This is a genomic window from Agromyces sp. NPDC058110, from assembly GCF_042884735.1.
Taxonomy (GTDB): domain Bacteria; phylum Actinomycetota; class Actinomycetes; order Actinomycetales; family Microbacteriaceae; genus Agromyces.
On record NZ_JBHVTI010000003.1, the window covers coordinates 228,500 to 248,532 of the forward strand.

At 71.6% G+C, this 20,033-nt stretch carries 13 protein-coding genes; 10 read left to right on the forward strand and 3 right to left on the reverse strand.

Features of this window, described 5'->3' with window-relative positions; translation table 11 throughout:
• The first annotated feature begins 37 nt into the window (after window positions 1-37).
• On the forward strand, window positions 38-877 hold the full coding sequence (locus tag ACFVS8_RS08650) for an inositol monophosphatase family protein (RefSeq protein WP_387060319.1): 840 nt from the start codon (window positions 38-40) through the stop codon (window positions 875-877).
• Window positions 878-1,192: 315 nt separating this feature from the next.
• Complete coding sequence (locus ACFVS8_RS08655) at window positions 1,193-2,743, forward strand: M23 family metallopeptidase (RefSeq protein WP_387060322.1); 1,551 nt, start codon at window positions 1,193-1,195, stop codon at window positions 2,741-2,743.
• A gap of 310 nt (window positions 2,744-3,053) precedes the next feature.
• Here the strand turns inward: ACFVS8_RS08655 and ACFVS8_RS08660 are convergent, their stop codons facing one another.
• The gene (locus ACFVS8_RS08660) at window positions 3,054-4,802 is read right to left on the reverse strand and encodes a glycoside hydrolase family 13 protein (protein WP_387060324.1); all 1,749 of its coding nucleotides are present in this window, start codon (window positions 4,800-4,802) and stop codon (window positions 3,054-3,056) included.
• A 273-nt stretch (window positions 4,803-5,075) separates the two neighbouring features.
• Here ACFVS8_RS08660 and ACFVS8_RS08665 point away from each other — a divergent pair, with 273 nt between their 5' ends.
• From ACFVS8_RS08665 to ACFVS8_RS08680, 4 genes are all read left to right on the forward strand, one after another.
• Complete coding sequence (locus ACFVS8_RS08665) at window positions 5,076-6,308, forward strand: extracellular solute-binding protein (protein WP_387060327.1); 1,233 nt, start codon at window positions 5,076-5,078, stop codon at window positions 6,306-6,308.
• Between the two features lie 127 nt (window positions 6,309-6,435).
• Window positions 6,436-8,076 carry an ABC transporter permease subunit gene (locus tag ACFVS8_RS08670; protein ID WP_387060330.1) on the forward strand — a complete coding sequence of 547 codons (1,641 nt, stop codon included), beginning with the start codon at window positions 6,436-6,438 and terminating at the stop codon, window positions 8,074-8,076.
• The gene (locus tag ACFVS8_RS08675; protein ID WP_387060333.1) at window positions 8,076-9,089 is read left to right on the forward strand and encodes a sugar ABC transporter permease; all 1,014 of its coding nucleotides are present in this window, start codon (window positions 8,076-8,078) and stop codon (window positions 9,087-9,089) included. The genes ACFVS8_RS08670 and ACFVS8_RS08675 overlap by 1 nt, the downstream gene beginning before the upstream one ends.
• 125 nt (window positions 9,090-9,214) lie before the next feature.
• Window positions 9,215-11,140: a glycoside hydrolase family 13 protein gene (locus ACFVS8_RS08680; protein WP_387060336.1), complete on the forward strand. Its 1,926-nt coding sequence runs from the start codon at window positions 9,215-9,217 to the stop codon at window positions 11,138-11,140.
• Between the two features lie 25 nt (window positions 11,141-11,165).
• Here ACFVS8_RS08680 and ACFVS8_RS08685 read toward each other — a convergent pair whose 3' ends face one another.
• Both ACFVS8_RS08685 and ACFVS8_RS08690 read right to left on the reverse strand, forming a co-directional pair.
• Window positions 11,166-11,483, reverse strand: a complete 318-nt coding sequence (locus ACFVS8_RS08685) for a PAAR domain-containing protein (protein ID WP_387060339.1) — start codon at window positions 11,481-11,483, stop codon at window positions 11,166-11,168.
• A gap of 2 nt (window positions 11,484-11,485) precedes the next feature.
• Window positions 11,486-12,772 carry a hypothetical protein gene (locus ACFVS8_RS08690; protein WP_387060342.1) on the reverse strand — a complete coding sequence of 429 codons (1,287 nt, stop codon included), beginning with the start codon at window positions 12,770-12,772 and terminating at the stop codon, window positions 11,486-11,488.
• 184 nt (window positions 12,773-12,956) lie between these two features.
• Between ACFVS8_RS08690 and ACFVS8_RS08695 the strand changes: the two genes are divergently transcribed.
• From ACFVS8_RS08695 to ACFVS8_RS08710, 4 genes are all read left to right on the forward strand, one after another.
• On the forward strand, window positions 12,957-13,580 hold the full coding sequence (locus ACFVS8_RS08695; RefSeq protein ID WP_387060344.1) for a LuxR C-terminal-related transcriptional regulator: 624 nt from the start codon (window positions 12,957-12,959) through the stop codon (window positions 13,578-13,580).
• A 147-nt stretch (window positions 13,581-13,727) separates the two neighbouring features.
• Window positions 13,728-17,279, forward strand: coding sequence for a hypothetical protein (locus ACFVS8_RS08700; protein WP_387060347.1), 3,552 nt, complete (start codon window positions 13,728-13,730; stop codon window positions 17,277-17,279).
• Complete coding sequence (locus ACFVS8_RS08705) at window positions 17,276-17,896, forward strand: DUF4255 domain-containing protein (protein ID WP_387060350.1); 621 nt, start codon at window positions 17,276-17,278, stop codon at window positions 17,894-17,896. Before ACFVS8_RS08700 ends, ACFVS8_RS08705 begins: the two co-directional genes overlap by 4 nt.
• A gap of 1 nt (window position 17,897) precedes the next feature.
• The gene (locus ACFVS8_RS08710; protein ID WP_387060353.1) at window positions 17,898-19,949 is read left to right on the forward strand and encodes an ATP-binding protein; all 2,052 of its coding nucleotides are present in this window, start codon (window positions 17,898-17,900) and stop codon (window positions 19,947-19,949) included.
• Window positions 19,950-20,033: the final 84 nt, after the last annotated feature.

Genomic DNA, 20,033 nt, shown 5'->3' on the forward strand with positions numbered 1-20,033 from the left:
CCGTGACGGCGGGCCGGTGGGCGCGTAGCTTGGGGGCATGACCTCCGCCGCGGCATCCTCCGACCTGCTGGACCTCGTGCGAGACATCGCGGTGCGTGCGGGCGAGTACGCGCTCGAGGCGCGGCGGAACGGGGTCTCGGTGGCGGCGACCAAGTCGACGCCGACCGACATCGTGACGGCGGTCGACCGCGACACCGAGGAGCTCATCCGGTCGCTCATCCTCGACGCGCGCCCCGACGACGGCATCGTCGGCGAGGAGGGCGCAGCGCACATCGGCACGAGCGGCCTCGACTGGATCGTCGATCCGATCGACGGCACGGTGAACTTCCTCTACGGCCTGCCGGCGTGGGCGGTCAGCGTCGCCGTCGCCGAGGGCGGTGGGGCGGATGCCGCGGGCGGCCCGGGTGCGATCGACGGCACGACCCTGGCGGGCGTCGTGAGCAACCCGGTCACCGGCGAGCTGTTCGAGGCGAATCTCGGCGGAGGCGCGCGCGCCGGCGCGCGGACGCTCGGGGTGAACCGGGGTGTGCCGCTGCATCAGGCGCTGGTCGCCACGGGCTTCGGCTACGCCGCGGATGTGCGTCGACAGCAGGCGGAGGTGCTGCTGGGGGTGCTGCCCTCGATCCGCGACATCCGTCGCAACGGGTCGGCCGCGCTGGACCTGTGCGCGCTCGCCGCGGGCCGGATCGACGCCTTCTACGAGCACGGGCTCAACGCCTGGGACCACGCAGCAGGCGGCCTCATCGCCCGGGAGGCGGGTGCTCGCGTGGCGGGGCCGCACGGCGGCCCGGAGAACTCGGAGCTGCTCGTCGCCGCGGCGCCCGGGTTGCACGAGGAACTGGTAGCCCTGCTGCGCAGTGCCGGCATGCAGGCCTGAACAGAGCCTGCGCCGACGACTCGCGGACGAGTCGCGCCGGTCGATGATTCGCAGGAGTTTCGCAGCCTGTCCGCAAGCGCCGCCGGTGCCACGGGCGCGACGAATCGGAACCTGCGGAATACGTCGCCCGAGCGCCGTTCGGCAACGAATCCGCCAGTTCGACGTGGCGCTCGATGACGGGTCCGGGGTAGCCTTTATGAATCTGTAATCTCGGCACGAGTCGGGATGCCACCTCCGTTCCCCCGCTCATCGTCGAAGGTCCTTCCCACCGTGCTCGAGCCCTCCCTCGTGCCGGACGCCCCAACGCCCGGCAACATGGATCCCCTGCGGTCCGGGCGACCCCTCACCCGTCGCGAACTCCGCGAACTCGAGGCGGCGCAGCAGGCGCAGGCGACCCAGTCGATGCCGCAGCAGCAGGCGCCGATGCCGGCTCCGCAGCAGGCGCACCAGCAGCCGGCCCAGCCGGCGCAGCCGTCGGCCGCTCAGCAGGCCCACCAGCAGCCCCGGCAGCCGGCGCAGCCGCAGGCGCGACCCGAGCCGCAGGCGCGACCCGAGACGCAGGCCCCGCGCGCCTCGTTCGACGAGCTGTTCGGCGGCACCGCGCCCGTACGGCCCCAGGGCCGCGCCCAGGCGGAGCCTCCGGCCGCCGCAGCCGGGCGGCAGGCGCCGGTCCAGCAGCAGGCGCACGTGCGCCCGCAGGCAACTGCGCAGTCGCAGTCGCAGTCGCAGCCGCTCGCCTCGCAGCACGCTCCGGTCGCCCCGCAGGCGCCGGCGGGCGAGCAATCGCGCCGCTCCCGGCGCGCGGCCGACCCGGCGCCCGCGGCAGCGCCCGCCGGGCCGCAGGCGCGCGCAGCCGCTCCCGCGATCCCCATGCCGGCCGCCCCCCTCGAGATCCCGGCGACGACCGAGATCACCGGACTCGACATCTTCGGCCTGCAGTCAGAGACGGGCACGCCCGCGTCGGAGGCCGCGTCGGCCACCGCCCGACGCCAGCGGCATCCGGCGAGTCGGCAGCCCGAGGCATCCGCCCGTTCCTCGCGCCGCGGTTCTCGCGGCACCGCCGCAGCCGCTCCGCACCAGGGCCGGCGCCGCGACACCGCCGCCGAGACGACGGCCAAGCCGTCGGCCGACGCGCGCCCCGCGGCCCCGCGACCGCAGCGACGTCGTGCGCGCGGCCTCGCGAGCATCGTCGCCATGAGCTTCGTCGCGATGCTGGCCGTGACCACGACGATCCCGTCGCTGTCGCTCCTCACCGAAGACGACGTGCAGGCGCTCGCCCTCAGCCAGTACGGCACCGACTCGCTCGTCGGCCAGCGCCTGCTCATCAACGGCGACGTCGTCGCGCAGTCGGTCGATCGCGAGGGCTACGAGTCGCAGACGATCGAGGAGTACGCCGAGGCGGCGGGCATCCGCCCCGAGGCGACCTTCACGAACGACCCGAACGGCACGATCCAATGGCCGTTCGCGGTCGGCGTGCACATCGGCGACCGGTTCGGCTACCGCGACTGCGCCGGCTGCTCGTCGGACCACCACGGCCAGGACTTCAACCCCGGCTACGGCGCCGAGATCCAGGCGATCGCCGACGGCGTGGTCTCGAACTCGACCGACGAGGGCGGTTCGCTCGGCGTCGTCACCATGATCGACCACGTGATCGACGGCCAGACCGTCACGAGCGTGTACGCGCACATGCAGTACGACTCCCGGCGATTCGAGGTCGGCGACGTCGTGCACGTGGGCGACGTGCTCGGCAACACCGGCACCACCGGCATGTCGACCGGCCCGCACCTGCACTTCGAGATCCGCATCGGCGGCATCGACGGCGAGTGGGTCGACCCGCTCGAGTGGCTCTACGCCAACACGAACTAGTCGTCGGGAGCCTGCCCAGCGTGCGCGGCCGTCGTCCGCGGACGACCCGATGACGCGCTGACCGGCGATGCGCTGCCCGGGTGACGCGAGGCACGGCGCGGCGCAGCGGGAGCCTCGAGCGCATGCCGCGGCGCAGCGGGAGCCTCGAGCGCATGCCGCGGCGCAGCATGAGCCCCGACCGGATGCTGTTGCTCGCCACCGCGCACGCCGCGAGCGGATGCCGCGGCTCGCCCGACACGCAGAACGGGCGCCCGCGGTGTGCGGGCGCCCGTTCGAGCGTTCGTGCCGGTCGGCGGTCGGCCGGATGCAGCTAGGCGGCGAGCCAGGCGGTCGTGTCGCCGGGCAGCGCGTCGCCGTCGAGCGGGCCGCTCGTGAGCAGCACCGTCGCGCCGGCGGGGAGCGCGGCGGGGGCCGAGCCGGTGTTCGCCACGACGAGCACGTCGCCGTTGCGGAACGCGAGCACCGAGGAGTCGACGCCGTCGAGGGTCTGCCACTCGAGCGAGCCGGCGCCGAGCGCGTGCTCGCGGCGCAGGCCGAGCGCGGCGCGGTAGAGCGCCAGCGTCGACGAGGGGTCGCCCTGCTGCACGTCGCGTGCGAGCTCGCCCCACTGCGCGGGCTGCGGCAGCCAGGGCGTGCCGGTGGCGCCGAAGCCGTAGTTCGCGGCATCCGACGTCCAGGGCAGCGGCACGCGGCATCCGTCGCGGCCGTAGCGCTCCCCGTCCGTGCGGAACCAGGTCGGGTCCTGACGGGCGTCGTCGGGCAGGTCGATGACCTCGGGCAGGCCGAGCTCCTCGCCCTGGTAGAGGTACGACGAGCCGGGCAGCGCGAGCATGAACGCGGTGGCGGCGCGGGCACGGCGCACGCCGGTGGCGTACTCGGGCAGGCCCTTCGAGCGCGGGCCGAGGCCGTGGCCCTGCGGGTTCGCCTCGGTGACCGACAGGCGCGTGGCGTGGCGCACCACGTCGTGGTTCGAGAGCACCCAGGTGGAGGGCGCGCCGACGGCGCCGAACGCGGCGAGCGAGGCGTCGACGACCGAGCGGAGCGCCGCGGCATCCCACGGGGTCTCGAGGTAGGCGAAGTTGAACGACTGGTGCATCTCGTCGGGGCGCACCCACTTGGCGACCTTCGCGAGCGGGTCGACCCACGCCTCGGCGGCGAGGATGCGTTCGCCCTCGTAGGAGTCGAGCAGCGTGCGCCACTCGCGGTAGACCTCGTGCACGCCCTCCTGCGCCCAGTAGGGGGCGCCGTCGCCGTTCTCCTCGCTGATCGCGGGTTCGAGGGCGACGCCGGCCGCATCGGTGCCGACGGTGTCGGCGTGCACTGCGGAGGGGGCCTCGGATGCCTCGTCGTCGAGCCCGCCCGCGCCGCCCATGCTGCCGGCGCCCTCGGCCGGGGTCCAGTCGGGCAGGCCGTCGGCCTTGATGAGGCCGTGGGCGACGTCGACCCGGAAGCCGTCGACGCCGCGGTCGAGCCAGAAGCGCAGCACGTCGAGGAACCGGTCGCGCACCCAGCGGTCGTTCCAGTCGAGGTCGGGCTGCGACGAGTCGAACAGGTGCAGGTACCACTCGCCCGGGTTGCCGTCGGCCTCGACGATGCGGGTCCAGGCGGGGCCGCCGAAGACGGACTCCCAGTTGTTCGGGGGCAGTTCGCCGTCGGTGCCGCGGCCGGGGCGGAACATGTAGTGCCCGCGCTCGACGCTGCCGGGGCCGGCGGCGAGGGCGGCCTGGAACCAGGCGTGCTCGCTCGACGTGTGGTTGGGCACGAGGTCGACGATGACGCGGATGCCGCGGCTGTGCGCCTCGGCCAGCATCGCGTCGAAGTCGGCGAGCGTGCCGAACAGCGGGTCGACGTCGCAGTAGTCGGCGACGTCGTAGCCCGCGTCTTTCTGGGGCGACGTGTAGAAGGGCGACAGCCAGATGGCGTCGATGCCGAGCTCCTCGAGGTCGCCGAGGTGCGCGGTGATGCCCGCGAGGTCGCCCATGCCGTCGCCGTTCGCGTCGGCGAAGGAGCGTGGATAGATCTGGTAGATCGTGGCGGTGCGCCACCACTCGGAAGTCATGGCGCCACTGTACGTCATGCGTCAACCCAATGGAAACGCTTGCATAACCAACCCGAAACGCGAATGGTCACAAACCCGTATCGATAGAAGGATCCCGGTTTGGCGATTGACTTGCGGGAAGGTATACCTGTAATCGCTTGCATTTCCTGCGGGCATTCCACACGGAAGAACGGCCTTTCGGTCTCGGTGCACGTGCCGTCCCCAGTACGGGTGACAGGCGTCGGGCGCCCGGCGAAGGAGCCGGACACCACGCACACTGAGAAGGGCACACCAATGAGGGTGAACACGAAGAGCCTCGTCGCCGCGGGCGCGCTCGCGGTCGTCGCGACGCTCGGCCTCGCGAGCTGCGCATCGGGCGACAGCGGTTCCGAGGGCGAAGCCTCGGCCAGCGGCACGCTGACGGTCTGGGTCGACGCCGAGCGCGTCGACGCGCTGCAGGGCGCGGCTGACGCCTACACCGAGAAGACCGGCGTGAAGGTCGACCTCGTCGGCAAGGACAACGCCGACATCAAGGACGACTTCATCCAGCAGGTGCCGACCGGCAAGGGCCCCGACATCACCATGGGTGCGCACGACTGGCTCGGCGAGCTCTCGACCAACGGCGTCGTCGCCCCGCTCGAGCTCGGCGACTCGGCCGCCGACTACCTGCCCGTCGCGATCGACGCGTCGACCTACGACGGCACCGTCTACATGCTTCCGTACGCGGTCGAGAACATCGCGATCATCCGCAACGCGGACCTCGTCGCCGAGGCGCCCACGAGCTTCGACGACATGATCGCCAAGGGCAAGGCCGCCGGCCTCACGCAGCCCTTCGTGGTCGAGCAGGGCGCCGAGGGCAACCCGTACCACCTGTACCCCTTCCAGACCGCGTTCGGCGCACCCGTCTTCGGCAGCGACGAGAACGGCTACAACGCCGACGACCTGCAGCTCGGCAACGCCGGCGGCGACGCGTTCGCCACCTGGCTCGGCTCGCAGGGCAAGAACGGCACCGGCGTCTTCAACACCGACATCGACGGCGACATCGCCAAGCAGGCCTTCCTCGACGGCACGGCGGCCTTCTGGCTGACCGGCCCCTGGAACGTCGGCGCAGCCGTCGACGCCGGCATCAACGTCGCGGTCGACCCGACGTACAGCCCGACCTCCGACCCCGCGCAGCCCTTCGCCGGTGTCAAGGGCTTCTTCATCTCGGCCGAGTCGAAGAACAAGGTCGCCGCGAACGACTTCCTGGTCAACTACCTCGGCAGCGAGGACACCCAGCTCGAGCTGTTCAAGGCCGGCAACGTGCTGCCCGCAAACGCCGCAGCGGCCGAGACCGCCTCGAGCGACCCGATCATCGAGGGCTTCGCCGCCGCAGGCGCCGACGCCGTGCCGATGCCCGCCATCCCGGCCATGGGCCAGGTGTGGCAGTACTGGGGCATCGCCGAGGCCGACATCATCAACGGTGCCGACCCGGTCGCCACGTGGCAGAAGCTCGCGAGCGACGTGCAGGCGGCCATCGCCGGCTAAGCGAGCGGATGCCCCGGGGCGGGGCCCGTCGTCCACGTCCGCGCAGCGCGCGGCAGGCGACGGGCTCCGCCCTCGGGGCGCATCCCCTCCGACTCGACGGAAGCCTCGACAGGAAGACCAGGGCAGCATGAGCACCACGATCGACGACCCGGCCACGGCCGGCGAGCCCCACACGGGCGCCACGGGCGGCACGCCGCCCACGCGACGACAGCGACAGGCCGCAGGCATCGCCGACGCGGCATCCGTCGGGGTCAAGGTGCTGCTCGTCAAGCTGCTGGGTCTCGGCATCGTCGACGCGCTCGCCGTCTTCGGCATCATCATCCTCGTGGGCGCCGAGCAGTGGCTCGTCGCGGCGATCGTCGCGCTCGTCGCGATCGTCGTCAACTGGATCTACTTCTCGCGCCGCAAGCTGCCCGCGAAGTACCTCACGCCCGGCGTGATCTTCCTCGTGGTCTTCCAGGTGTTCGTGCTCGTCTACACGGGCTACATCGCCTTCACGAACTACGGCACGGGCCACAACGGCTCGAAGGAGCAGGCCGTCTCCTCGCTCATGGCCTCGTCGCTCGAGCGCGTCGAGGACTCGCCGAGCTATCCCGTCACGGTCGTCGACCGCGCCGGCGAGCTCGGACTCCTCCTGACCGACCCCGACGGCGACGCGCTCGTCGGCACCGCCGAGCAGCCCCTCGAGCCGGTCTCCGCCGAGTTCGACGGCGACAAGGCCGTCTCGGCCGACGGCTGGAACACCCTCGACTTCGCGCAGGTGCTCGCCCGCACCGACGAGATCACCGAGCTCGCGGTGCCCTTCTCCGACGACCCGAACGACGGCGCCGTGCGCACGCCCGACGGATCCAGCGCGTACCTCTACGTCTCGACGCTCGAGTACGACGAGGCCGCCGGCACCATGACCGACCTCGAGACCGGCACCGTCTACTCCGACATCGGCACGGGCGCCTTCACCGCCGAAGACGGCACCGAACTGCTGCCCGGCTGGCAGATCGTGATCGGCTTCGACAACTTCGTGCGCGCCGTGACCGACGAGCGGCTCGCCGGCCCGCTCGTGTACGTCACGCTCTGGACCTTCGCGTTCGCGCTCATCTCGGTCGCGTCGACGTTCTTCCTCGGCCTGTTCCTCGCGATCGTCTTCAACGACATGCGCATGCGGGGCCGCAAGTTCTACCGCGTGCTGATCATCCTCCCGTACGCGATCCCGTCGTTCCTGTCGGCCCTCGTCTGGGCGGGCATGATGAACGAGAGCTTCGGGTTCATCAACCAGGTGCTGCTCGGCGGGGCATCCGTGCCCTGGCTCACCGATCCGTTCCTCGCGAAGGTCTCGGTGCTCATCGTGAACCTCTGGCTCGGGTTCCCCTACATGTTCCTCGTGTGCATGGGCGCCCTGCAGTCGATCCCCGACGAGCTGCAGGAGGCCGCGACCGTCGACGGCGCGAGGCCGTGGGCGATCTTCCGCCTCATCAAGCTGCCGCTGCTGCTCGTCAGTGTCGCCCCGCTGCTCATCGCGTCGTTCGCGTTCAACTTCAACAACTTCAACGTGATCTACATGCTCACCGACGGCGGGCCGCGCGACTCGAACGCGCCGATCCCGGTCGGCTTCACCGACATCCTGATCTCGATGGTCTACAAGGTCGCCTTCACCGGGCAGACCCGCGACTACGGCCTCGCGAGCGCGTACTCGATCCTCATCTTCATCATCGTGGCCGTGATCTCGATCATCGCGTTCCGCCGAACCAAGTCCCTCGAGGAGCTGAACTGATGGCCGCTCAGAGCAAGAAGGTGCACGACCTCGGCCCGTGGGTCGACCATCTTTCCCCCGAGGGGGAGATGCTCGCGGCGTCGCTCGACGCGGCGGCCGACGAGAAGGCGGTGCACAAGGCGCAGAAGAGCGGCGGCTACGTGCCGCCCAAGCGCCCGTTCAACTTCGGCCGCTGGTTCCGCGCGACCGGCTGGCGGCACATCGTCGGCGTCGTGATGCTGCTCTTCTCGCTGTTCCCGATCGTGTTCGTCGTGTCGTCGTCGCTCAACCCGAACGGCACGCTCACCGGGTCGAACGCGCTGTTCTCGAAGATCGGCCTCGACAGCTACGTGCGGATCCTCACCGATCCGCAGGTGCCCTTCACGACGTGGCTCGGCAACACCCTGATGATCGCCGGCATCACGGCGCTGCTCACGGTGTTCCTCGGGGCGCTCGCGGCGTACTCGTTCTCGCGCATGCGGTTCACGGGCCGTCGCTTCGGCCTCATCGGCATCGTCGTGGTGCAGATGTTCCCGCAGCTGCTCGCGGTCGTCGCGATCTTCCTGCTCATGAGCGCGATCGGCGACCTGTTCCCGGCGATCGGCCTGAACACGCACATCGGCCTGATCATGGTCTACCTCGGCGGCGCGCTGGGCGTGAACACCTACCTCATGTACGGCTTCTTCAACACGATCCCGCAGTCGATCGACGAGGCGGCCAAGATCGACGGCGCCGGGCACGCGCGCATCTTCTTCACGATCGTGCTGCGGCTCGTCGCCCCGATCCTCGCGGTCGTCGCGCTGCTGTCGTTCATCGCGTCGGTCAACGAGTTCGTCGTGGCATCCGTGCTGCTCATCGACACCGAGAAGCAGACGCTCGCGGTCGGCCTCACGAAGCTCGTGTCGAACCCGCGCTACGCCGACTGGAGCGCGTTCTCGGCGGGCGCCGTCATCGCGGCGCTGCCGGTCGTCGCACTGTTCCTGTTCCTGCAGAAGTACATCGTGGGCGGGCTCACGGCGGGCGCGGTCAAGTAAGGGGCGAGCGGATGCCGCGTGGCCGGCGCCCGTGAGCGGATGCCGCGCGGCATCCGCGTGTTCCGGGTCGCCGTCACTGCCGATCCGTTCATGCCGATGTCACACCGACATGGAAGGGTGAGCGCATGTCCGAACAGCTGAGCGGGCTCGGTCCGCACCACGACGGATCCCCGCTGCACGTGTCGACGCAGACCCCCGCGCTCGGCGAGACCGTGCGCGTGCGCCTGCGCGTGCCCTCCGATGCGATCGCCGCCGACGGCACGCCGCTGGGGTCGCTTGCCTGGGTCGGCACCCGGTCGAACCCGAACCGGGAGCCGCGGTTCTCCGAGGCATCCCTCGTCTCGGGCGGCATCGAAACGGGCGGCGACGGCTGGCAGTGGTGGGAGGCCGAGGTCGAGGTCGAGAACCCGGTGCACGGCTACCGCTGGCTGCTGGTCGGCGACGACGGGCGGCAGCACTGGCTGAGCCAGGCGGGCCTCAGCCTCGGCGAGACGCGCGACCGCGACGACTTCAAGCTCGTCGCGCACGAGCCGGCGCCCGAGTGGGCGGCGACGAGCGTGCTCTACCAGGTGTTCCCCGACCGGTTCGCGAGGTCGGAGGCCGCCGACGAGCGGCCCGCTCCCGAGTGGGCGTTCCCCGCGGAATGGGGCGACCCGCAGCGGCTCGATCCTCCCTACCGGTCGGGGCAGTTCTACGGCGGCGACCTCGACGGCGTGCGCGAGCACCTCGATCACCTCGAGTCGCTCGGCGTGAACCTGCTCTACCTCACGCCCGTGTTCCCGGCGCGGTCGAACCACCGCTACGACGCGTCGACCTTCGACCGGGTCGACGAGCTGCTGGGCGGCGACGACGCGCTCGTGCGGCTCGTCGAGGCGGCGCACGCCCGCGGCATCCGCGTCATCGGCGACCTCACCTCGAACCACTCGGGCGACGCGCACGAGTGGTTCCGCACGGCGCAGGCCGATCCCTCGTCGGTCGAGCGCTCCTTCTACTCCTTCCGCGACGACGGATCGTACGAGTCGTGGCTCGGGGTGCCCAGCCTGCCGAAGTTCGACTGGTCGTCGACCGAGCTCCGCCGGCGGTTCATCGAGGGGCCCGACTCGGTCGTGGCGAAGTACCTCCGGGAGCCGTTCGGGCTCGACGGGTGGCGCATCGACGTCGCGAACATGACCGGGCGGCTCGGCGGCGTCGACCTGAACGCCGAGGTGCGGCAGACGATCCGCCGCACCATGCTCGAGGTGAACCCCGACACCATCCTCCTCGGAGAGTCGACCAACGACGCGGCATCCGACTTCCAGGGCGACGCATGGCACGGCGCGATGACGTACACCCCGTTCACGCGCCCGCTCTGGAGTTGGCTGCTCGAACCAGGCAGCCCGGCGGGCGGCGGCATCGGCTTCGCGCTGGGCCGTGTGCCGACGATCACGGGCCGTCGCTTCGTCGATGCCCACCGTCACTTCGTCGCCGAGTTCCCGTGGCGCACGCGCCTGTCGACCATGAACGCGCTCGACACGCACGACACCCCGCGGTTCGCGACGAACTCGCGCGAGGGCGTCGTGCCCGTCGCGTTCGGCCTCGCGGTGACGCTGCCGGGCATCCCGGTGGTGTGGGCCGGCGACGAGTTCGGCCTCATCGGCGAAGACGGCGAAGCCTCCCGCACGCCCATGCCGTGGGGCACCGAGGGCGACCCCGAGGTCGCGCCGGTGCTCGAGACCTACCGGGCGCTGCTGCGGCTGCGTCGCGAGCAGCCCGTGCTCGCGACCGGCGGCATCCGCTGGCTCGCGGCCGAGGGCGACGCGATCGCGTTCGTGCGCGAGTCGGCGGATGCCTCGGTGCTGGTGTTCGCATCGCGGCACGCCGCCGCGATCGAGTTCGCCGCAGGCGCGCTCGCCGTCGGTGCGACCGGCGGCGCGGCAGGCGTCGCAGATGCCGCGGCGGCCCTGTACGGCGACGTGCGGCTCGCGGCATCCGACGGCCTGGTCAGGCTCGAGAGCGACGGACCGGCGTTCGGCGCATGGCTGCTGCCGGGGGTCGCCGCGCCGAGCGCCTGACGCGGTCGCCCGCGGTCGGTCCCGATCACCCGCCGATGATGACGGTCGGCGCACCGGGGCCGGGCACGATCGGCTGGCCGTGCATGCTGAGGTCGGCGACGCGGGCTGCCGGGAATCCGCCGATCAGCACCGTGAGGCTGCCCTGCGCGATGCCGTTCGGCGCAGGCGAGACGCACACGATGCCGCCCGGGATGCCGTTCGCGACCGCCGCGGGCATGTTCGCGATGAGCACCGTCATGACGGCGGCGGCCGGTGTGATCGGCCCGCCGACGTGCGGCTTCGGCCCGTCAGACAGGGCGCAGGTCGCCATGTCTCCCGCACGCAGGGCCGGCCCGGTCGGCATCGTCAACCCGTCGTGATGACGCGGCCGGTGATGAGCACCGATGCGTCGCACGCGTCGCGCTGCGGACCCGTCACCGGTGGGGCGACCTTCGCGCAGTCGAGCGTCGCGAACAGCTCGTCGCCCTCGGCGAGCTGCACGGCGGTCACCCAGTGGAAGTCGATGTCGCGGAAGTTCTCGATGCCGGTGGTGAAGATCGGCGCGGCGATGTCGGCGTTCTCGAGCGTCATCACGCCGAAGTCGCCGCCGGGGTTGCTGATCACGATGTCGGTGATGCGCAGCACCGACTTGGCCGGCACGACCCAGCGGTCGGACTCGTCGGGTGCGCCGCCGACGACGTCGCTCAGTTCGAACCGGATGTCGACGTTCGTCGTCTTCGAAACCGGCTCGACCGGTTTCGGCGTCTGGCCGACCGCCTCGAGTGCCTCGTTCGCGGTCTGCGCGGCGGAGTCGGCCTGCTCGGCCGCCGAACCCGCTTGGTCCGCCGCCGAGTCGGCCTTCTCGTTGGCCTGCGCGAGCGGTTCCGCGACCGCGTCGCGGGCGGCCGACTCGATCGTCGGCTTCAGCACGAAGAACCAGAGCGCGAGCAGCAGCAGGAGGAGCAGCAGCAGCGCGAGCAGCAGCTTCCAGAGCCACTTCGGGAACACACGCTCCTGCACGTAGCTGCCCGGCAGCACGAACGGCTCGGCCTGGCCGTCCGGTGCGACGATCACGCTGTACTGGTGCGTCACGGCGTCGCCCCGCCACACGCGCTTCACCGGCCGCAGGTCGACGTCGATGAACTCGGTGTGCCCCGGATCGACCGACACGTCGGGGGTCGGGGTCGAGAGTCCGAGCCGGTCGTCGCTCTGCCCCGCGACCGATGCGACGAGCGGCACGTTGCCGCGATTGTCGATCGCGACCCGCACGCGCTTGCGCCCTCGCCCGTGCGCGATGCGCGGCAGCAGTTCGGCCTCGGTCTCGGAGAACGGGTTCACCGTCAGCATGGCCTCGGCGACGACCTGCACGTCCGGCTGCTCGACCGCACGCGCCCGGATGCCGAGCGCCACCTCGCCGACCACCGAATCGGGCAGCCTCGGTGCGAGCACCGTGACCGTCGCCTGCTCGGTCTGCCCGGGGTAGATGGTGAGGGTGGCCGGCTCGATGCGCGTCCACCCGGCCGCATCGCCGACGGCCACCAACTCGAACGACTCGACGAGGAGCGTGTCGTTCAGCACGCTCACGCTGAGCGTCGCCGCCGTGCCCGGATCGACGGACAGGGCGACCGGGGCGATGGTCGCACTCGTAGCCATGGCGTCACCGTACGGGCGCGGCGGGCCCGCCGGGCAGGGCCCCGCGGTCAGCCGCTCGCGCAACCGGAGTTGCCCGTTGAGCGGATGTTGAGTGCGCGAAGAGGACACCGCGGCATCCTGTTCGTATTCCCCCTGCTGCACTGCATCGATGCACTGCCGCATCACCGAACACCGGGGGGAAGCCATGACCAGAACCACCGTGCGGGTGTACGCACGCGACCCGATCTCAGAGGCCGGCGTCACGAGCGCGCTCAGGCCCAGACCGGAGGTGCGCGTCGTCGGACCGGACGACGCCGAGGCGCCGGAGGTCGTCATCGTCGTCGTCGACGTGTTCGACGACGAGACCATGAACAGCCTGCGGTTCCTGCGGCGAAACGGCGAGGCGCGCGTGATCCTCGTGGCCTCGCAGCTCGACGACCGGGTGCTGGTCGACGCCGTCGAATGCGGCGTCGTCGGCCTGCTGCGCCGCTCGGAGGCGACGACCGACCGGCTGCTCTCGGCGATCACCGCGGCCGCGGCCGGCGAGGGAACCGTGCCGCCCGACCTGCTCGGGCGCCTCCTCGACCAGGTCGGGCGGCTCCAGCGCACCGTGCTCGATCCTCGGGGCATCACCTTCAGCGGGCTCGCCTCCCGGGAGGTCGAGGTGCTGAAGCTCGTGGCCGAGGGCTGGGACACCGCGCAGATCGCCAAGGAGCTCTGCTATTCCGAGCGCACCGTGAAGAACGTGCTGCACGACGTCACCACCCGGCTGCAGCTGCGCAACCGCTCGCACGCCGTCGCCTACGCGGTGCGCGAGGGGCTCATCTGAGCGGACGCCGCGGGCGGGCGCCGGGGTCGCCGACCTCGCGCTGACGAGCCGGTGCCCGAGCGGGCAGGTGCGCCTGCCCTGTCTGGTGCACCGGGCCGGGAGCGGGGCCGTCGACCGTTCGTCATCGTGAGGACAGGAGGAGACGCCGTGAGACGAGTGGGACACGCGTGGGCCGCAGCCGTCGCGGTCGTCGCGCTGCTCGCGCCGGGCGCACCCGCGTTCGCGGCGCCCTCGGTGCCCTCCGCTCCTGCGGCGCTCTCGCCGACCGCCGCGCCTCCTGCGGTGGAGCCCGATCTGGCCGAGCTCGCCCCCGCCGTCGCGGCCGCCTCCTCGGCCGAGCCGCACCGGATCGCTGAATCGCACATCGCCGAGTCGGCCGCGCGCCGCCCATCCGCGGTCCCGTCCGCGCTTCCGGCGGCGACCCGATCGGCCGACGCCGTCGCCGCGTCGGGAGAGCTCGAACTGTCCGTTTCCGCGGAACCGATGCCGGTGGCGATCGGTGGAATCGTCACGGTCACGATGACCGTGACGAACCTCGCTCTCCCAGCCGACCTGGAGACCGATCGTCTCGCCGTCACCCTCGACTGGAGAGCGTCCTCGTTCAGGCCCGTCGCGGAGTCCGGGAGTTCGCTGTGGCACCTGATCGGTACGGGTGACGGCTACCGCAACTGGCCCGAGACGACGGGCGACCGATGCTTGATCGAAGGCGCGAGCGTGCCGGGGGCCACCGGGCAGTGCGTCGTGCGGCTTCGGGACACGGGCGTCCGGCCGTTCGGTACGACCTCGGCCGAACGGGGGGAGTTCCGGGCGACCGCCGTCGGTTGGGTGGACGTGTCCACGGAAGCATTCGAATTCACGCCGCTGGAGGACGACCAGATCGTGTCGAGCGCGGTCGGGGTCGCGGCGGAGTCGGCGTACCAGCTCTCCGTGGAGAATTTCGACTACCTCGGCCTCGCCGCGGTCGGCGACGACGAGCCCGTGCTGGGCCGGTTCACCGTGACGAGCAGCGAGGTCGCCGTACGTGGCATCGACGACGCGGAACTCGTCGTCCGGCTCTCATGGCCGGAGGGCATGGTGCTCGACGGCTCGCCGCCCCCGGGATGCGTCGCGCTCGGCGCAGCCGCCTTGGACTGCACGATCGACGACGCGAACCTGCTGCCGGGCCTCCCAGACCCGCCGGTCGAGTACGACGACCTGTACCAGCGCGTGCTGCGCGGCTGGGACCTGTACTTCACGACGCCGGCCTTCCAGGTCGAGCGCGAGCGCCTGGACACGTTCGACATCGAGTTCGTGAGCGGGTGGACCTACACCGAGCCGATCATCGCCCTCGCGTCGTGGGCGAATCGTGCTCATGGCGCGTCGGGCGTCGGACGCGCAACGTCCTCGCGGACGGTGCCGGTAGGCCTCGAGACCAGTGTTCTTCCGGCCGCGAGTCCGACCCCGCCGGGGGGCATCACGATGAACCCGGCATGGGCGAACTCGGACAGCACGCCGTTTGCGATCCTCGACCGGGTCTTCACGACCACGACGGAGGCGGATGCCGAGTTCCTCTCGTCGGGCGGCGACGAGGTGTCAGTGGTCGTCACCGTCATGCACCATCCGGAGGTCACCACGGTGCTGACCGCCTCGGAGGTCGCTGTGCGGCTGGACTGGCCGGCCTTCGTCGTGCCGCTCGGCGCTCCTGAGGGCTGCACGTCGTACCTCGACCATGTCTGCACGATCGAGGGTCTCGACGAACCCGGTGCCACGGTCGAGATCACGATGGAGTTCGGGGTGCCAGCCGGGCCACCGATCGCGGGCTTGTTCGAGACCACGGCGGAGTCCGTCATCGTCGTGGAGCCGAACTCGGACGGTGATATCGAGCACGGCTTCCCCGATCGGTGGATCCAGTCGAGCATCGACCGGCTGGTGCTCGATGACGCACTCGTGTCGCTCGACGTCCTGCTCAGCGACGACTACGTCTGGGAGGACGGCCCGATGCTTTCGGCGTTGGTCACGCCGACCCGGGCATCTCGGGAGGTGGAGCAGGACAGCTCCTCGTACGAGTTCTGGGACCAGATCATCGTGGAGATCGCGATCACCTGGCCGGACTACCTCACGCTGATGAGCACGCCGAGCGGATGCGCCCTGCAGGCGCAGGGACTGGTGTGCGAGGTCACCATGGAGGAGCCCGGAACCGGCCCCACCATCCCCCTGGCCTTCAGCGTCGGCCCGGGCGTGACCGACGGGCTGGTCACGGCCGAGGGCGCGCACCTGCAGAACTACTTTCCAGGGTTCTCGGATGCACCCCCGTACACGGAGGACCTCCCCGTCGAATGGGTGATTCCGGACGACGAGCCGTTGGCCGGCATCGAGCCGTTCATCCCGCTCGATGTCGAGGTCGACCGCGACCTGGTCTGGGCGGGCGGCGGCGAGGTCGCCGCGACCGTGACGGCGACCCGGCCGGTATTCCCCGGGGCGAAGCGCGATCCGTTCGACGAGCTGGTTGTCTCGGTGAGGGTGACGTGGCCGGCGTTCCTGCATCCGACCGCGCCGCCCGTCGGCTGCGAATCGTGGAATGGCGAGATCTGCGTGATCGTGCTGCCGAAGCCGGGTGCCGTCGTGACGGTGGGGTTGGCCTTCTCGGTCGGCGGCGCGCCACCCGGCAGCGTGCTCACGGGGCCGGTGCGGGCCGAGGCGGTGAGCCTGACCGACCGGAACTCGGACGGCGAGCTCGACCTGCCGCTGGAGTGGGTCGCTCCCGACGAGGAACCCGTGACGCGCTTCCGTGCGACCGTCGGCCTCGACCTGACGCTCGACCACGACCCCGGATACACGGGCGGCAAGCAGCTCGTCGTCACGACCACCGTCACGCGCGAGAATCCGGGCGCGACGCTCGACGGGCTCGTCATCGGACTCGACTTCGAGTGGGCCGGATACCTCACCCGCACCACGCAGACCGGATGCGCGACGTTCGCGGGCACGACGTGCACCGTGACGGGACTCGACGAGCCAGGGGCATCCGCCGTGGTGACGCTGACCTTCGCGATGCCGCCGCCGACGCTGCCGCCCACGCCGATCCAGGCGCCGCGCACCGACGACCTCGCGGTCGACGGCGTGAGCCTCTCGTTCGATGCGCCGCCCGCGAAGCCGCTGCCGCAACCGCCGGAGCCCGAGCCGGACCCCGACCCCGATCCCGACCCGCCTGGGTGGCCTCCTGACGGTTGCTACATCAACTCCGACGGGGTCTGCGTGTGCACCAACCAGTCCCAGGTCTGCCCGCCGGAGCCGACCCCGACGCCCGAGCCGACACCCGAGCCCGAGCCGGCGCCCACGCCCGTCGACGGCACGCTGCCGCCGTCCTGGATCGGCCAGGACCGCGAGCCGTTCACGGTGCTGCAGCCGAACCTGCTGTTCTCGCAGTCGGTGGCGACGCCGGGCGACGGCATCGAGGCGTTCGGCGCGTTCCTGCCGCCGAATGCGCGCATCACGCTGCGCTGGGAGGGCACGTCGCCGACGGTCGGCACGCAGTGGCCGAACCCCGCGAATCCGACGGAGGGGCGCTGGTCGCTCGTGGTGCTGCGCTGGCAGGGCGTCGGGGAGCAGCAGCTCGTGATGCACAGCGAGGACGGCCTGTTCGCAGACGTGCCGACGAGCAATTCGCTGCTCGTCGTGCCGCGCTCGGCGATGGGCCCCGATCTGGTGGGGAGAGGCGGATGATCGGCGAGATCGACGAGGCGCTGCGATCGCTCGTGAAGGCGTCGGAGGGCATCGCCGCCGACATCGACATCGCGCTCGACGCACCGACGAAGGACTGGGCGGCGCGTCGCAACGCGCCGACGGTCGACCTGTTCCTCTACGACATCCGTGAGGATGTGCGCCGACGCGAGTTCGGCTTCATCGAGCAGCGCGACGAGCACGGCATCGTCGTATCGCGCGAGCCGGCTCCGCGCTTCTTCAAGCTGTCGTACCTCGTGACCGCGTGGACGCAGCGACCCGACGACGAGCACCGCCTGCTCGACGCGCTGCTGCGCTGCTTCCTGCGGTTCGACGCGATCCCCGACGCGTTCGTGGTCGACACCCTGGCCGAGACGGGACTGCCGTGCTCGATCACGATCGCGCAGCCGCCGCCCGAGGATCGTGCGTTCGCCGACGTCTGGTCGTCGTTGGGCGGCGAGCTGAAGCCGTCGCTCGACGTCGTCGTGACGGCGCCGCTGAGCCGGGCGATCTCGTACCACGTCGGGCCGCCCGTCACCTCGGGCGTCAGCGCCGGCTTCGAGGCGATGGGATTCGGGAGCGAAGATGCCAGATTCCAGCCGGCACCAGACGAGGACTGACATGGCCCAGGACCCGGGCCTCGCGCACCTGCTCGGGCGCCTCGGGGCGATCGAGGACCGCATCCGACGCCTGGTCGCGGCCAGGCGCTCGGTCGACCCGCAGCCCGACGACCCGTTCCGCGGGCTCTACCTCAGCGACGAGCTCATCGACCGGATGCTCGAGGGCGCGCCGGAGGTGCCGGACTGGTCGGATGCCTCCTCGCGACTGGCCGCGTGCGAGCAGGCCGCCGACATGGCCGAGGCCGCGGGGCACCCGGTGCGCCTGCGCCGCCTGGCCGACGAGTTCGGGTTGGCTCCGATCGACGTCGACCTGCTCGTGATCGCGCTCGCCGCAGACCTCGACCCCCGGTTCGAGCGGTTCTTCGGCTACCTCAACGACGACGTCGGCCGTCGGCGGCCGTCGGTCACCGTCGCGCTCGAGCTGTGCGGCGTGCCGCTCACGAACGCGGCCGACCGGGCGCGACTGCTCACCGGGCCGCTCGTGGCCGGCGGGCTCGTGCTCGTCGAGGACGAGGACCGCCCGTTGCCCGGCCGGGCGGTGCGCGTTCCGGACCGGGTGGTCGGGCACCTCCTCGGCGACGACACACCCGACCGGTCGCTCGACGGCGTGCTCGTCGGCGCCCAGGAGATCGAGTGGGGAGACGACCGTCGCCTGCGCAATGCGCTCGCCGGCGGCATCCGGCTCATGTACCTGCGCGAGACCGCGACCGGCTCCGGCGAGGCGATCGCCCGACGCGCCTTGCGCGCGAACGGCCTCGGCACGGTGCAGGTCGACCTGGCCAGACTCGGTCGGGAATCGGATGCCGCGGGGCTCGCGCGTCTCGCGGTGCGGGAGGCCAGGCTCACCGGCCGTGGGGTCGTCGCGTCGCCCGTGACCCTCGAGACTCCGACCGCGCTCATCGAGGTGCTCGCGGACTCGCCGCGGCCGACCGTGCTCGTGGGCGAGCCGACGTGGGATCCGGGCTGGTTCCGCGAACTGCCAGCCATGGACGACGTCGCGGCGTCGACGACCGAGGAGCGCACGGCGCTCTGGTCGCACGCACTCGGGCCGGCTGCGAAGGGGCTCGACGTCGCGTCGGCGACCGCGCAGTTCCGCCTCCGCCCCGAGCAGGTGCTGCGCGCCTCGGCGACGGCGCGCACGCAGGCGTCGCTGTCGACGACGGGCGAGCTCACCGCCGCCGATCTCGCGGCCGGGGCGAGGGCCGAGAACGCGTCGGCGCTCGACCGTCTCGCGCGTCGCGTGACCCCGCACGTCGGCTGGGCCGACCTCGTGCTGCCGTCGGCGACCATGGAGGCGCTGCGCGAGATCGAGGTGCGCGCCCGCCACCGCGAGCAGGTGCTCGGCGACTGGGGCATGCGGCCGGGCGGTGGTCGGGGGCACGGGGTGGTCGGCCTGTTCGCGGGCGACTCCGGCACGGGCAAGACCATGTCGGCCGAGGTCGTCGCGGGCGAGCTCGGCCTCGACCTCTACGTGATCGACCTGTCGTCGGTGGTCGACAAGTACATCGGCGAGACCGAGAAGAACCTCGAGCGCATATTCGTCGCGGCGGCCGGAACGAACGCCGTGCTGCTCTTCGACGAGGCCGACGCGGTGTTCGGCAAGCGCAGCGACGTGAAGGACGCGCACGACCGGTACGCGAACGTCGAGAGCGCCTACCTGCTGCAGCGCATGGAGACCTTCGACGGGCTCGCGATCCTCGCGACGAACCTTCGGGCGAACATCGACGAGGCGTTCACGCGCCGGCTCGACGTGATCGTCGACTTCCCGATGCCGGATGCCGCGCACCGCACGCGGCTCTGGGATCGCAGCCTCGGCTCGCGACTGCGTCGCGGCGACGATCTCGACCTCGTCTTCCTCGGCGACGCGTTCGAGCTCGCGGGCGGGGCGATCCGCTCGGCGGCCGTCACCGCGGCCTACCTCGCGGCGGCCGACGACGGCATCGTGCGCATGCACCACCTCGTGCTCGCCGTGCACCGCGAGTACCGCAAGCTCGGGCGCCTGCTCGTCGAGCGCGAGTTCGGGCCGTACTGGGACCTGGTGGTGGGGCGATGAGCAGGGGCGCGGATGCCGGTGGCGGTCGGCGTGCGGCCGGCGGGCCGCCGCGCGCTCGATCGCGACGGGCCGGGTGCCCGATCG

What these genes read in the sequence shown, in the direction of transcription:
- ACFVS8_RS08650 (WP_387060319.1), top strand. Translation starts at nt 38, where the DNA reads ATGACCTCCGCCGCGGCATCCTCCGACCTGCTGGACCTCGTGCGAGAC.
- ACFVS8_RS08655 (WP_387060322.1), top strand. Translation starts at nt 1,193, where the DNA reads ATGGATCCCCTGCGGTCCGGGCGACCCCTCACCCGTCGCGAACTCCGC.
- ACFVS8_RS08660 (WP_387060324.1), bottom strand. Translation starts at nt 4,802, where the DNA reads ATGACTTCCGAGTGGTGGCGCACCGCCACGATCTACCAGATCTATCCA.
- ACFVS8_RS08665 (WP_387060327.1), top strand. Translation starts at nt 5,076, where the DNA reads ATGAGGGTGAACACGAAGAGCCTCGTCGCCGCGGGCGCGCTCGCGGTC.
- ACFVS8_RS08670 (WP_387060330.1), top strand. Translation starts at nt 6,436, where the DNA reads ATGAGCACCACGATCGACGACCCGGCCACGGCCGGCGAGCCCCACACG.
- ACFVS8_RS08675 (WP_387060333.1), top strand. Translation starts at nt 8,076, where the DNA reads ATGGCCGCTCAGAGCAAGAAGGTGCACGACCTCGGCCCGTGGGTCGAC.
- ACFVS8_RS08680 (WP_387060336.1), top strand. Translation starts at nt 9,215, where the DNA reads ATGTCCGAACAGCTGAGCGGGCTCGGTCCGCACCACGACGGATCCCCG.
- ACFVS8_RS08685 (WP_387060339.1), bottom strand. Translation starts at nt 11,483, where the DNA reads ATGCCGACCGGGCCGGCCCTGCGTGCGGGAGACATGGCGACCTGCGCC.
- ACFVS8_RS08690 (WP_387060342.1), bottom strand. Translation starts at nt 12,772, where the DNA reads ATGGCTACGAGTGCGACCATCGCCCCGGTCGCCCTGTCCGTCGATCCG.
- ACFVS8_RS08695 (WP_387060344.1), top strand. Translation starts at nt 12,957, where the DNA reads ATGACCAGAACCACCGTGCGGGTGTACGCACGCGACCCGATCTCAGAG.
- ACFVS8_RS08705 (WP_387060350.1), top strand. Translation starts at nt 17,276, where the DNA reads ATGATCGGCGAGATCGACGAGGCGCTGCGATCGCTCGTGAAGGCGTCG.
- ACFVS8_RS08710 (WP_387060353.1), top strand. Translation starts at nt 17,898, where the DNA reads ATGGCCCAGGACCCGGGCCTCGCGCACCTGCTCGGGCGCCTCGGGGCG.